Below are 13,223 nucleotides of genomic sequence, written 5' to 3'. Positions count from 1 at the left end.
GATCGACGTTCGCCATCAGCTCCCGCAATGGCCGTGAGCATTGACCTCATTGTCTGCCTATAACCAACGGCTAACGTGTGCCCAAGCAAAGAACACTGTCTAATAGGCAATGTCCACACGATGATGATCGCGCGCGCGGATGGATACGTCGCACGTCCTGACCCGAACGTCGAACCCCCATTTCCATCGAACCACCAACAAAGGAGGAATCCGAACCATCAAAACGCCGCAGTAAACGAGCGCGGGCCGCAAGTGCTACCAACACTCACGACCCGCTAACCACAGCCAACTATCCAAGAGTTGCCCATGGCTAAGCCGAATCATAAAGCACGACCACCGAAGACGGAACGTTTCGTAACGATCCAGGAAATGTGGGGTACGCCGAAAACCGACCTCAAGCCGGAGAAGTTCTACCCGTACATGAAGATTGGTGGAATGTGGCTGATCAGCGATGCGTGTTTTGTCCCGGGCCGAAAGGCGCGAATCGATATTGAGCCTGGCCGGCTGATCATCACGCAGTTGTAAAGGCCACGCCGCGAGATGCGGCCGCGCTGCGCGAAGTCGCGCAGCGCGCCGGGCAGGGCTGCTGCTACCAGCCGCGTCAACGCATCACCAGGCGATATTGCAAGACGACCGCGACGTCCCCGCACCGCCGGTAGCGGTGCAATGCGTACCCGAGCCGTTGTCATAGAACGTGCGCGTCTCCGGTTGCGGCACCGACGGATCGAACGGATTCGGCGTACCGTGCGGGCCGCGCGCGGCATCGTACGGCCGCGTTGGCGCATACGAGCCGCCACCGCCAGCTGGCCGCGAGCCGTTATCTCGCAGGTACTCGTTCCAGTTCTGCTCGCGCTGTTCATATCCAGGCAACGCGCGGCCAAGACTATCGCTGCCGCCTGCTCCGAGCGCGACGCGATTCGCGGGCAATACCAAATCGGGTTCGTGCTCCGACGAAGGCTGTGGTGCCACAAGCGTATCGCCCGTCACACGCAGCGGCCGCGTATCCGGCGTATCGAACGGACTACGCTCCACGGGCGCAGCGTACTGCATGCGGCGACGGTTCATACGTGCCGTATGCCCATCATCGCGAACGGCAGCACGCCGCTCCGAACGAAACACGTTGGCACCAGCCGACCGATCGGTCAGCGTATCGCGGCCCGACGCATCGGCAGCGGAAACAGAAAGTGCACAAGCAAACGCGGCGGCGGAAGAAAAGCGGAAGGGATGATTCATCAGCGATCCAAATCAGGTGATGTGCAATGAAAAAAACGGCAGATCACTGGCTGGCGGCTGGGCAACGGACGGGCGTCGAAGTGGCCCTGAAGCGACTCCGAGGCGCGGCGGACGCGACTCGGAGGAAGGCTGGCTGGATTGCAGAGGCGAATTCGTATTATTTCATATAAATAACAATTACCTTTCTGCATGACGAAAACCGTCGGTAAACAGTAGGTTTGAGTCGCCCCATCCGACGCACTGCAATGGTGCCCACCAAACCAATCATCAGTCGATTGAACAGCGACGATGCGACCCTTTACCCACCCCGACACACGCCGCACCAGACCGCCTACCACCAGACCTCAATCCCAACAAGGCACAGCGCCAGAAAACCCACCCCGATAGCAACCAGATTGCACCACCAGCAAACGTTGTCGACACCAAAAGGTTGCGCCGTCATTGCTACCGACTGCCACTCCATCCCTACGTGTTTTCCCTCAGTTGACCGGCATTTTTGACAGACAATTTAAAAACGCCCATATAATTTCGGCTGCCTTGCCAACAGCTGTCGGACCATCCCTCCGATCAAGCGGTTTGGCAAGCGGGGCAGGCGAAACGCTTGCGCAATGCAAGACGCATCACGATGTCTTTCCGAACCAGACGTCCCCTTCGGGGACTGCAAGAGCCGGGCCCCGCTACGCAACATTCCGCTGGAGTTCCGTCTTCTATGTGTCTCGGGCGTGTCCCATGTCCTCGCCCCGGGTGCTGTTCGATTGCGCAAGTCATGCCGCCTTTGCCCGTATGACTAAACAACATCGAGGAGCTCCCAGATGACGCTGTCCCGTCTTACGTCCATTTCCGTCGCCGCCGTGCTGTTCGCCGCGGGCGCCGCCGCCGCGCAAGCGGAAACCGTGAAGATCGCCATCGCTGGTCCGATGAGCGGCTCGGTCGCCCAATATGGCGACATGGTGAAGGCCGGCGCGCTGACCGCGATCGAGCAGATCAACGCGGCAGGCGGTGCGGGCGGCAACAAGTTCGAAGTCGTGCTGATGGACGACGCCTGCGAACCGAAGCAGGCCGTCGCCGTCGCGAACAAGATCGTCAGCCAGAAGATCAAGTACGTGATCGGCCACGTGTGCTCGGGCTCGACGATCCCCGCATCCGACATCTACGAGAACGAAGGCATCGTGATGGTCACGTCGTCGGCCACCGCGCCGCAGCTGACCGAAGGCAAGAAGCGCCACTTCATCTTCCGCACGATCGGCCGTGACGACCAGCAAGGCCCGGCCGCCGCGCACTTCATCATCAACAACGTGAAGCCGAAGAAGGTCGCGGTGCTGCACGACAAGCAGTCGTACGGCCAGGGCATCGCGTCGTCGGTGAAGAAAGATCTCGAAGCCGCGAAGATCCCGGTCGTGCTGTTCGAAGGCATCAACGCCGGCGATTCGGACTACTCGGCGATCATCACGAAGCTGAAGTCGCAAGGCGTCGATTTCGTCTACTTCGGCGGCTACCACCCGGAAATGGGCCTGCTGATGCGCCAGGCGCGCGAGCAGGGCGTGAAGGCAACGTTCATGGGCCCTGAAGGCGTGGGCAACAAGGACGTGACGGCGATCGCCGGCCCGGCTTCGGAAGGCATGCTGGTCACGCTGCCGGCCGACTTCTCGGCCGACCCGGCCAACGCGGCGCTCGTGAAGGCGTTCGCGGACAAGAAGCGCGACCCGAACGGCCCGTTCCAGATGCCGTCGTACGCAGCGGTGAAGATCATCGCCGACGCGATCGCGGGCGCGAAGACGACCGATCCGACCAAGGTCGCCGCGTACATGCACAAGACGACGTTCGACACGCCGATCGGCAAGGTGTCGTATGACGCACAGGGCGACCTGAAGGCGTTCAAGTTCGTCGTGTACACGTGGCACAAGGACGCGACGAAGACCGCCGCCAAGTAATACGGAGTACCCGCCCCGCGCACCCGCTCTGCCCGTCACCCGGGCGGAGCGCGTGCGCATTCGGCCGTTCCGCGGCCAACGGGCGGCCCGAGACGACACCGTGCGTTGCGCGCGGCCGCAGCCGTGATCCGGCGCGGCACGCGACGCGGCGCCAACGGGAGCTTCCCGCACATGACTGACTTCTTTCCGCAATTCGCCCAGCAGCTGGTCAACGGCCTGACGCTGGGTGCGATCTATGCGCTGATCGCCATCGGCTATTCGATGGTCTACGGCATCATCGGCATGATCAACTTCGCCCACGGCGAGATCTACATGATCGGCGCGTACGTGGGCCTCGTGACCCTGACCGCCATCGGCATCTCCGCCGGCTATCCGCTGCCGCTCGTGCTCGGCGCCGCACTGATCGTGTCGGTGATCGTCACGGGCCTGTACGGCTTCGCGGTCGAACGCGTCGCGTATCGGCCGCTGCGCGGCGGCCCGCGCCTCGTGCCGCTGATCTCCGCGATCGGCATGTCGATCTTCCTGCAGAACTACGTGCAGATCGGCCAGGGCGCACGCGACGTGTCGGTGCCGGTGCTGATCTCCGGTGCATTCGAGATCCATCTCGGCGGCGACTTCGACGTGACGATTCCGTATGCGCGTCTCCTGATCGTCTGCGTGACGATCGTGCTGATGATCGCGCTCACGCTGTTCATCTCGCATTCGCGGATGGGCCGTGCGTGCCGCGCGTGCGCCGAGGACATGAAGATGGCGAACCTGCTCGGCATCGACACGAACCGCGTGATCTCGTTCACGTTCGTGCTCGGCGCGATGCTGGCCGCCGTCGGCGGCGTGCTGATCGGGCTGACGATCGGCAAGCTGAATCCGTATATCGGCTTCGTCGCGGGCATCAAGGCGTTCACCGCCGCGGTGCTCGGCGGGATCGGCAGCATCCCGGGCGCGATGCTCGGCGGCGTGCTGCTCGGCCTCGCAGAAACCTTCGCCGCAGGCTACATGCCGGCCGAGTACAAGGACGTCGTCGCGTTCGGCCTGCTCGTGCTGATCCTGCTGTTCCGCCCGACCGGCCTGCTCGGCAAGTCGGACATCGAAAAGGTTTGACGGAGACGCAGATGAGTACAGTCATTTCCGTTCGCCGCCCGGCCGCCGACGCTTCGTTCGGCCAGGCGCTGAAAAATGCCATGGCCGCCGCGCTCCTGACGGCGATCCTCACGATCCCGGTGCTCGGCCTGCAGCTGAAGCTCGACGGCTACCAGGTCGTGCTCACGCCGCACTGGCGGCCGGTGTGGATCGCGGTCGCGGCCGTGTTCCTGTTCCAGTTGTTCAAGCCGTGGCTCGTGCGCGCGAAATCGGCGGTGAAGCTGCCTGCGATGCCCGCGATGGGCGCGCAGCAGCAGCGCGTGGTCGTGTGGGTGCTGCTCGCGGTCGGGCTCGTGTGGCCGTTCTTCGGTTCGCGCGGCGCGGTGGACGTCGCGACGCTCGCGCTGATCTACGTGATCCTCGGCCTCGGGCTGAACATCGTGGTCGGTTTCGCAGGGCTGCTCGATCTCGGTTATGTCGGGTTCTACGCGGTCGGCGGCTATACGTACGCGATGCTGAACCAGTATTTCGGGCTGTCGTTCTGGGAGTGCCTGCCGCTCGCCGCGATCGCGGCGGCGACGTTCGGCTTCCTGCTCGGCTTCCCGGTGCTGCGGCTGCGCGGCGACTATCTCGCGATCGTCACGCTCGGCTTCGGCGAAATCATCCGCCTGCTCGCGAACAACCTGACGAGCCTCACCGGCGGCCCGGACGGCATCTCGGGCATCGCGAAGCCGACGGTGTTCGGCTTCGAGATGGCGCGCTCGGCGAGCGTCGAAGGCGCGAAGACTTTCCATGAGCTGATCGGGCTGGAATACAGCGGCGAGCACATGGTGATCTTCCTGTACCTGATCGCGCTGCTGCTGGTCGGCTTCACGCTGTTCGTGACGAGCCGCCTGATCCGCATGCCGATGGGTCGTGCGTGGGAAGCGCTGCGCGACGACGAGATCGCCTGCCGTTCGCTGGGACTGAACCCGACGCGCATCAAGCTGTCGGCGTTCACGCTCGGCGCATCGTTCGCGGGTATCGGCGGCGCGTTCTTCGCGGCGCGCCAGGGCCTCGTGAATCCTGAATCGTTCACCTTCATCGAATCGGCGCTGATCCTCGCGATCGTCGTGCTCGGCGGGATGGGCTCGCAGCTCGGCGTGATTCTCGCGGCGATCCTGCTGACCGTGCTGCCGGAAGTCGCGCGCGGCTTCGCCGAGTACCGGATGCTGATCTTCGGTCTGGTGATGGTGTTGATGATGATGTGGCGTCCGCAGGGCCTGCTGCCCGCGAGCCGTCCCCACGTGGAGCTGCCCCAATGAGTGCGAATGCAGAACTGTTGAAGGTCGCCGGGCTGCAGATGCGCTTCGGCGGGTTGCTCGCGGTGGACGGCATCGATTTCGACGTGCGCCGCGACGAGGTGTTCGCGATCATCGGGCCGAACGGCGCGGGCAAGACCACGGTGTTCAACTGCGTCGGCGGCTTCTACAAGCCGACCGGCGGCGACGTCGTGCTCGACGGCCACCCGATCGCGGGGCTGCCGAGCCACAAGATCGCGGTGAAGGGCCTCGTGCGCACGTTCCAGAACATCCGTCTGTTCAAGTCGCTGACCGTCGTCGAGAACCTGCTCGTCGCGCAGCATCGCAAGGTGAAGGCGGGGCTGCTGCCCGGCCTGTTCTCGACGCCCGCGTATCGCCGCGCCGAGAAGGAAGCGCTCGAACGCGCGGCCGTGTGGCTCGAACGGATGGGGCTGAAGTCGGTCGCCAACCGGCCGGCCGGCACGCTGTCGTACGGGCACCAGCGGCGTCTGGAGATCGCGCGCTGCATGATCACCGAGCCGCGTCTGCTGATGCTCGACGAGCCGGCGGCCGGCCTCAACCCGCAGGAAAAGATCGAGTTGCAGCACCTGATCGACAAGCTGCGCCGCGAGTTCGGCGTGTCGGTGCTGCTGATCGAACACGACATGAGCCTCGTGATGGGCGTGTCGGACCGCATCCTCGTGATGGAGCACGGCCGGCCGATCGTGATCGGCACGCCGGAAGCGGTCCGCAACGACCCGCGCGTGATCAAGGCGTATCTGGGGGAAGAGTGATGCTGAAGCTGGAACAGGTCCATACGCACTACGGCGCGGTCGAGGCGCTCGCGGGCGTGTCGATCGAGGTGAAGAAGGGCGAGATCGTCACGCTGATCGGCAGCAACGGCGCCGGCAAGACGACGCTGATGATGACCGTGTGCGGTACGCCGCGCGCCTCGTCGGGCCGCGTGATGTTCGAGGGCAACGACATCACCGCGATGTCGACGCACCAGATCATGCGGCAGGGGATGGCGATCTCGCCGGAAGGGCGGCGCGTGTTTCCGAGTCTGACGGTGCTCGAGAACCTGAAGATGGGCGGGTTCTTCGCGAGCCGTCACGAGATCGACGACGGCATCGAGCACGTGTTCAAGCTGTTTCCGCGCTTGAAGGAACGTGCGACGCAGCGGGCCGGCACGATGTCGGGCGGCGAGCAGCAGATGCTGGCGATCGGCCGTGCGCTGATGAGCAAGCCGCGTCTGCTGTTGCTCGATGAACCGACGCTCGGCCTCGCGCCGCTCGTGATCGCGCAGATCTTCGACATCATCCGGACGATTCGCGACGAAGGCGTCACGGTGTTCCTCGTCGAGCAGAATGCGAACAAGGCGCTGGGCGTGGCCGATCGCGGGTATGTGCTCGAAACGGGGCGCGTGGTGCTTGCCGATACGGGCGCGAATTTGCTTGCTAATGATCGGATCAAGCAGGCTTATCTCGGCGGTTGATGACGGATGCCGCCGGCCTGCAACGGGCCGGCGGCGGTGCTGATCTGCTTGCAGCAGTCTCGTACTTGCGACGCTTCGGCACGCTGGTCTGCAGGAAATATGTAGCCGATTTGGCTTCGATCGTAGCCAGATCAGCTATATCTCAGTGTCTGCCTGAATCGACGCAAATAGACGGCCATTGCTGCGTCGGATCTCAATCGAACTGCGGAGGACTCCGATGAAAGTCAAACGAATCGTCGCCAATATCGACACGCAATCGGTAGACGACGCGAAGCGTTTCTATCAGCGGATCTTCGGTCTCGACTTGCTGATGGATCACGGCTGGATCGCAACCTACGGCAATGCCGAACAGATGGATGTGCAGATCAGCTTTGCTTCGCAGGGCGGGTCGGGCACGCCGACGCCCGACCTGTCGATCGAGGTCGACGATCTCGACGAAGCGCTCACGCGCGTTCATGCGATGGGCATTCCCGTCGAATACGGCCCGGCCGACGAGGCTTGGGGCGTGCGGCGTTTTTACGTGCGCGATCCGTTCGGCAAGCTCGTCAACGTGCTGGCGCATCGCTGACCCAAAACGGCGAACCGGCACCGGCGTTCACGCATGCAACGCCAGCCCCTTCACCGCTTTGTCCACGGCTTTCTTCGGCCCGTGCAACGCGAGTCCGACCAAATCGGGATTCTCCGCATCCTCGGCGCGAAACACCTCGCGGTTGGCCGCATCGTGCCCGGTCGAAAACATCGCGCGCACGTAAGGCACGATCGTGAGTTCGCGCGACAGCGCCTGCCGGTGCGCGGCCTGCAGACCGTTCAAATCCGCCGCGAACACCAGCATCGGCTGGCCGAGCATCCGGCTGTAGCGACGCCCTGCCGCATCCTCGTAAGGCTCGCCGAGCGCCTCGGGCGCGCCGGCCGCGACGCCCGTCGCGAGAAACGCGACGACATTGAGTTTCTGCCACGCCGCGAGATCGTCGCGCACGATCAGTGCCACTTTCGTATCGAACATGCTTGCTCCTCTTTGGAGCACTCATGATCGGATGCCGCGCGCGATCAGTCTGGAACGTTTGTGCACATTTGCCGGTAGGCGGCCGGCGTGATCCGGTACGCGCGGCGAAACCAGCGGCCCAGATGGCTCTGGTCGGCGAAGCCGACGTCCGCGGCCGCCTGCGCGGGCGTGCGGCCGGCCGCCAGCAGCCGGCGCGCGGCGCGCAGCCGCAAGCGCACCAGGTACGCGTGCGGCGACGTGCCGAACGCGCGCTGGAACAACCGCGTCAGCCGGAACCGGTCGATCCCGGCGACGCTGGCGAGTTCGTCGAGCCCGAGGTTGCCGTCCATCTGCGCATGCAGCAGATCGCGCACGCGCGCGATCGCGGGCGGCACGATGCCGCTTTCCAGCGCGAGCGGGCCGCGCAGTTCGCCGCCGAGCCGCGTCAGCAGGCGGTCGAGCGTCTGGTCGCGCGCGAGCCTGCCTTCATTGCCGTGGATCGCGAGAAACGCCTGCCGGATCGCGTCGACGAGGCCGCGGTCGTCGACGAGCGTATGGCCGAACGTGGCCTCGACGCCGCCCAGGCCCGGCAAATCCAGCCGGCGCGCCGCGCGCTCGACCCATGCTTGCGGCAGGTACAGCATCCCGTAGGTGAAGCCGCCCGCTTCGGGCGCATGGCCGTCGTGCATCGCGCCCGGCTCGATCAGGATCGCGCGGCCCGGCACGCTCGTATGCAGCGACCGGTGGCACTGGAACTGCTGCACGCCCTGTTCGGTGAAGCCGACCAGCATGTCGTCGTGATCGTGCGCGTCGTATGCATGGCCGTTGAAATGCGCATGCAGGCTTTCGATGCCGGTTTCCTGATCGCGGCGCGCGACGAGCCAGTGGTCGGTCGTGCCGATGTCCTTTGCCGTTGTCGTCATCGGATGCCTCGCGCGTCGTCGTTGCGTGTCCGGTAGTGTACGCAGGTCGCGTGAAGGCGGTGGCAGGCACGGGCCATACGTTCGGCGATCGCACGGGAAGCGGGGCGGAACCCCGGCGCGCATCGCGATACGCGCAGTGGTGTGCGTGCGCGGTTCATTCCTCGCTCACCACCGCCTGCTCGTCACGCGCGTACTGCGCCGGCGGCCGGCCGACATGCCGCGTGAACGCGACGCTGAACGTGCTCGCGGAACTGTAGCCGACGCGCCCCGCGATCTCGGCGATGCGGCCTTCGTTGCGGCGGAGCAGGTCCTTCGCGAGCGCCATCCGCCACGTGAGCAGGTATTCCATCGGCGCGACGCCGACCGCGCGGCTGAAGCGTTCGAAGAAGGTCGAGCGCGACAGCGCCGCTTCCTTCGCGAGCTCGACGACCGTCCACGGATGCGCGGGGCGTTCGTGCATCCGGCGGATCGCGGCCGCGAGTCGATTGTCGGCGAGCCCGCGCACGAGGCCGGGCGACGCGTTCGTGCCGGCCGTGAACCGCAGCGCCTCGATCAGCAGCACTTCCAGCAGGCGCGCCAGCACGATCGCGCGCGCAGGCCGCTGTGCACGCGATTCGTCGCGCACCAGTTGCACGAGCGTGGTCAGGCGCGGTTCGCCGCGCACGTGCACGAATTGCGGCAGCAGCGACACCAGCAGCGCCGCATCCGGCGAACCGAAGCTGCAGTTGCCGGCCATCATCCGCGTGTCGACCGGATTGCCCGGATCGCCGATCCGGTATTCGCCGTTGTCGAGTGCGACCGGCGGCGCGGTTTCGACGCCCGGCGGCGGCGGTTCGAGGCTGGACATCGCGACGCCGTAGGCCGCCGGTATCAGCACGAAATCGCCGGGCAGCAGCTCGATCGGCGCGTGCCCGTCGATCGCGATCCGGCACCCGCCGTCGAGGATCGCGCAATAGAACGGCTCACCGGCGACCGTGCGGTTGATCGACCACGGGCTCGCACCGTGAACGGACTTGGAGTACCGCGCGCCCGGTTGCAGCAGGGTCACGACTTCGGTCAACGGGTCGATCATCGCCGGACGCTCGCAAAAGAAAATCGGATTTTCGATTGTAGCGAATACGGATCCGGCCATCTATCGTACGGACAGGTGCCCAACACAACCCAGGAGTTCGCATGAAGACCGTACTGATCACCGGCTGTTCCTCCGGCTTCGGCCTCGAGATTGCCCGCCATTTCCTGGCTCGCGACTGGCAGGTCGTCGCGACGATGCGCACGCCGCGCGAGGACGTACTGCCGCCGGCGGAACGCCTGCGCGTGCTGGCGCTCGACGTGACGAACGCGGACAGCATCCGCGCCGCGATCGACGCGGCCGGTCCGATCGACGTGCTCGTCAACAACGCGGGCTTCGGCGCGGCCGCGCCGGCCGAGCTCACGCCGCTCGACACGGTGCGTGCGCTGTTCGAGACCAACACGATCGGCACGATCGCGGTCACGCAGGCCGTGCTGCCGCAGTTTCGCCGGCGCGGGGCCGGCGTGGTCGTGAACGTCACGTCGAGCGTCACGCTGAAGGTGCTGCCGCTGGTCGGCGCGTATCGCGCCAGCAAGGCGGCGGTCAATGCGTTCACCGAATCGATGGCGGTCGAACTCGAACCGTTCGGCGTGCGCGCGCATCTCGTGCTGCCGGGCCGAGCGCCCGACACGCGTTTCGGCGACAACGCGCGTGCGCACATGCACGGCTTCGAACACGACGCGTATGCGGAATTCGTCGGGAAGGCCGTTGCGCGCATGCTCGATGCGTCGGGGCCGATCACTCATGCGCAGGACGTTGCCGAAGCGGTGTGGCGCGCGGCGACCGATCCGTCGAGCCCGATGCACATTCCGGCAGGCGCGGACGCCGAAGCGTGGGCGGCGCAAGGGCGCTGATCGATCGGGAATCCGTCGCGCGGGTCGGTCGACCCGGTGCGACGGATCGTGTGATGCGGGGAAGGGCGTTACCGCGCGGCGCCGTTACACCGCGCGTTCAATCGCCTGTCCGAGCAGCGACAGGCCGAGATCGATCTCTTCGTCGCTGACGGTCAGCGGCGGCGCGATCCGGAACACGCCGCCCATGCCCGGCAACTGCACGATGTTCATGCTGAGCCCGAGGTTCATGCACTCGCGCGTGATCTTCGCGCCGAGCCCGTCCGCCGGTTCTTTCGTGCGGCGATCCTTGACGATCTCGACGCCGAGCAGCAGCCCGCGTCCGCGCACGTCGCCGATGCAGTCGAACCGTTCCATCAGGTCGAGCAGGCCGCGCCTGAGCCGGTCGCCCATCGCGTTGGCCCGGGCGACGAGCCCGTCGCGCTGCACGACGTCCAGCACGCGCAGGCCGACGGCCGCGGGCAGCGGGTCGGACACGTGCGTCGTATAGAACAGGTAGCCGAGCTCGTGCGCGCGTTCCTCGATCGCCGCGGACGTCACGATGGCGGCCAGCGGCAGCCCGGCGCCGAGCGTCTTCGACAGCGTCAGGATGTCGGGCGTCACGCCGTCGCGCTGGCACGCGAACATCGTGCCGGTGCGCCCGACGCCCGTCTGCGCCTCGTCGAGGATCAGCAGCATCCCGCGCTCCTCGCACTTGCGCTTGAGTGCCGCCATATAGCCTTCCGGCAGTTCGATGATCCCGCCCGAACTGAGGATCGGCTCCGCGATGAATGCGGCGAGATTGCCGCTCGACTGGCGGTCGATCAGGTCGAACGCGTAGTCGAGTTCGGCGAGATAGTCGTAGGCGCCGTCGCGCTCGAAGCGCGGCCGGTACGTGAACGGCGCCGGAATCGCGAACGAGCCGACGGCGGCCGGGCCGACGCCCTTGCGGCCGGCGCTGTACGTGGCCGATGCCGCCGCGCCCGTCATCCCGTGCCACGACTGCGCGAAGCCGACGATCTCGTACTTGCCGGTGACGAGCTTCGCCATCCGGATCGCCGCTTCGTTCGATTCCGCGCCGGTGCTGAGCAGCAGCGCGCGGTCGAGCCCGTCGGGCGTGATGTCGGCGAGGCGCGTCGCGAGCTCGACGACCGGCCGCGACAGCATCCCGCTGAACAGATGATCGAGCTTGCCCGCGTATTCGCCGATGACGGAGACGATCTCCGGATGGCAGTGGCCGAGCACCGCGCTCATCTGCCCCGACGTGAAATCGAGGATCGCGCGGCCGTCCGCGTCGTAGACGAAGCTGCCTTTCGCGCGCTCGATGATCATCGGCTCGAACGTGCCGCCGTAGCGGACCAGGTGCTGCCTGGCATTGCGCCAGAAGGTTGCGTCGTCGTTCAGGGACATCGGGCTTCTCCGGGCAAAGGGGGCAGGGATCGCTTGCAGTCTAGGCGCGCGTCTGGTTTGATGGAAACGAATAGTTCTTATGCAAGGTAGAAAAGGAGCTAATACCTTGGGACTTTCGCTCGAAATCGACCTGCTGCGTTCGTTCGTCGTGATCGCCGAGGTGCGCGCGCTGAGCCGCGCGGCGGCGCGCGTCGGGCGCACGCAATCCGCGCTCAGCCAGCAGATGAAGCGGCTCGAGGATATCGTCGACCAGCCGCTGTTCCAGCGCACCGGCCGCGGCGTGGTGCTGACCCACCCGGGCGAGCGGCTGCTCGTGCATGCGCATCGCATCCTGCGGCTGCACGACGAGGCAATGGCCGACCTGTGCGGCACTGGGCTGTCGGGGGCGATCCGGTTCGGGTGCCCGGACGATTACGCGGAGGTGTTCCTGCCGTCGCTGCTGCGACAGTTTTCGAGCCAGCATCCGCAGGCGATCGTCGAAATCGTGTGCGGGCCGACGCCGCGGCTGCTCGAACAGCTCGAGAAACGCGCGGTCGATCTCGCGATGATTTCGCTGCCGGAGGATGGGGAGAACGACGACATCATTCGCCGCGAGCAACTGGTCTGGATCGGCTACCCGGGGCTCGAACCCGCGCATTTCGATCCGCTGCCGCTCGCGCTTTCCGATCGCGATACGCTCGATCACATCGCGGCTTGCGAAGCGTTGCATCGCGCCGGCCGCGATTACCGCGTCGCGTATGCGAGCAGCAGTCTCGCGGGGCTGATCGCGCTGGTGCGCTCGGGGCAGGCGTTCGCGGTGATGACGCAGACGGCCGTGCCGGCCGACCTGGCGATCGTCAACGGCGATCCGCGATTGCCGCCGTTGCCGGCCGTGGGCATTACGCTGAGGTTCGACCGGAAACGGCCGTCGCATCTGACGACGGCGTTTGCCGAGCATATCCGCGCGGTGTTGCCGTTGCTGTGACGGGTGGGGGATATCGACGCGAACGCGCA

General features: G+C 65.7%; 14 protein-coding genes. 9 read left to right on the top strand and 5 right to left on the bottom strand.

Going from position 1 to position 13,223, the window contains the following annotated elements; genetic code table 11:
- Window positions 1–306 precede the first annotated feature (306 nt).
- Window positions 307–525: a hypothetical protein gene (locus ACM6JT_RS24590; RefSeq protein WP_065501341.1), complete on the top strand. Its 219-nt coding sequence runs from the start codon at window positions 307–309 to the stop codon at window positions 523–525.
- A gap of 84 nt (window positions 526–609) precedes the next feature.
- Here the strand turns inward: ACM6JT_RS24590 and ACM6JT_RS24585 are convergent, their stop codons facing one another.
- A complete protein-coding gene (locus tag ACM6JT_RS24585) occupies window positions 610–1,233 on the bottom strand; it encodes a hypothetical protein (protein ID WP_414857489.1) in 624 nt (207 codons plus the stop codon).
- Window positions 1,234–2,045: 812 nt separating this feature from the next.
- On the opposite strand from ACM6JT_RS24585, the gene ACM6JT_RS24580 reads away from it, so the two are divergent.
- The 6 genes from ACM6JT_RS24580 to ACM6JT_RS24555 all read left to right on the top strand — a co-directional run bounded on the left by ACM6JT_RS24580 (window position 2,046) and on the right by ACM6JT_RS24555 (window position 7,584).
- The gene (locus ACM6JT_RS24580; RefSeq protein ID WP_414857488.1) at window positions 2,046–3,164 is read left to right on the top strand and encodes a branched-chain amino acid ABC transporter substrate-binding protein; all 1,119 of its coding nucleotides are present in this window, start codon (window positions 2,046–2,048) and stop codon (window positions 3,162–3,164) included.
- A 171-nt stretch (window positions 3,165–3,335) separates the two neighbouring features.
- Window positions 3,336–4,262, top strand: coding sequence for a high-affinity branched-chain amino acid ABC transporter permease LivH (livH, locus tag ACM6JT_RS24575; RefSeq protein ID WP_124662888.1), 927 nt, complete (start codon window positions 3,336–3,338; stop codon window positions 4,260–4,262).
- Window positions 4,263–4,273: 11 nt separating this feature from the next.
- Window positions 4,274–5,545, top strand: a complete 1,272-nt coding sequence (locus ACM6JT_RS24570) for a high-affinity branched-chain amino acid ABC transporter permease LivM (protein WP_047902579.1) — start codon at window positions 4,274–4,276, stop codon at window positions 5,543–5,545.
- Entirely contained in the window at window positions 5,542–6,315 is a 774-nt protein-coding gene (gene livG / locus ACM6JT_RS24565; protein WP_034180686.1) for a high-affinity branched-chain amino acid ABC transporter ATP-binding protein LivG, read from the top strand. Before ACM6JT_RS24570 ends, livG begins: the two co-directional genes overlap by 4 nt.
- Complete coding sequence (locus ACM6JT_RS24560) at window positions 6,315–7,016, top strand: ABC transporter ATP-binding protein (protein WP_034180685.1); 702 nt, start codon at window positions 6,315–6,317, stop codon at window positions 7,014–7,016. The genes livG and ACM6JT_RS24560 overlap by 1 nt, the downstream gene beginning before the upstream one ends.
- Window positions 7,017–7,233: 217 nt before the next feature.
- Window positions 7,234–7,584, top strand: a complete 351-nt coding sequence (locus ACM6JT_RS24555; RefSeq protein ID WP_105392225.1) for a VOC family protein — start codon at window positions 7,234–7,236, stop codon at window positions 7,582–7,584.
- A gap of 27 nt (window positions 7,585–7,611) precedes the next feature.
- Here the strand turns inward: ACM6JT_RS24555 and ACM6JT_RS24550 are convergent, their stop codons facing one another.
- The 3 genes from ACM6JT_RS24550 to ACM6JT_RS24540 all read right to left on the bottom strand — a co-directional run bounded on the left by ACM6JT_RS24550 (window position 7,612) and on the right by ACM6JT_RS24540 (window position 10,053).
- Window positions 7,612–8,019 carry a DUF2000 family protein gene (locus ACM6JT_RS24550; protein WP_414857487.1) on the bottom strand — a complete coding sequence of 136 codons (408 nt, stop codon included), beginning with the start codon at window positions 8,017–8,019 and terminating at the stop codon, window positions 7,612–7,614.
- 44 nt (window positions 8,020–8,063) lie between these two features.
- Window positions 8,064–8,921, bottom strand: a complete 858-nt coding sequence (locus ACM6JT_RS24545; RefSeq protein WP_414857486.1) for an AraC family transcriptional regulator — start codon at window positions 8,919–8,921, stop codon at window positions 8,064–8,066.
- 154 nt (window positions 8,922–9,075) lie between these two features.
- On the bottom strand, window positions 9,076–10,053 hold the full coding sequence (locus ACM6JT_RS24540) for an AraC family transcriptional regulator (protein ID WP_414857485.1): 978 nt from the start codon (window positions 10,051–10,053) through the stop codon (window positions 9,076–9,078).
- Between the two features lie 41 nt (window positions 10,054–10,094).
- On the opposite strand from ACM6JT_RS24540, the gene ACM6JT_RS24535 reads away from it, so the two are divergent.
- A complete protein-coding gene (locus ACM6JT_RS24535; protein ID WP_414857484.1) occupies window positions 10,095–10,844 on the top strand; it encodes an SDR family oxidoreductase in 750 nt (249 codons plus the stop codon).
- Between the two features lie 84 nt (window positions 10,845–10,928).
- On the opposite strand, the gene ACM6JT_RS24530 is transcribed toward ACM6JT_RS24535, so the two are convergent.
- Window positions 10,929–12,230 carry an aspartate aminotransferase family protein gene (locus ACM6JT_RS24530; RefSeq protein ID WP_414857483.1) on the bottom strand — a complete coding sequence of 434 codons (1,302 nt, stop codon included), beginning with the start codon at window positions 12,228–12,230 and terminating at the stop codon, window positions 10,929–10,931.
- 79 nt (window positions 12,231–12,309) lie between these two features.
- On the opposite strand from ACM6JT_RS24530, the gene ACM6JT_RS24525 reads away from it, so the two are divergent.
- Window positions 12,310–13,194: a LysR family transcriptional regulator gene (locus tag ACM6JT_RS24525; RefSeq protein ID WP_414857482.1), complete on the top strand. Its 885-nt coding sequence runs from the start codon at window positions 12,310–12,312 to the stop codon at window positions 13,192–13,194.
- Window positions 13,195–13,223 lie beyond the last annotated feature (29 nt).

Origin of the sequence: Burkholderia sp. IT-111MI5 (assembly GCF_949752865.1) — a bacterium.
Taxonomy (GTDB): Bacteria; Pseudomonadota; Gammaproteobacteria; order Burkholderiales; family Burkholderiaceae; genus Burkholderia; species Burkholderia pyrrocinia_C.
The sequence above is the reverse complement of the archived record's forward strand: the minus strand, read 5'-3'. Positions and strand labels throughout refer to the sequence as shown.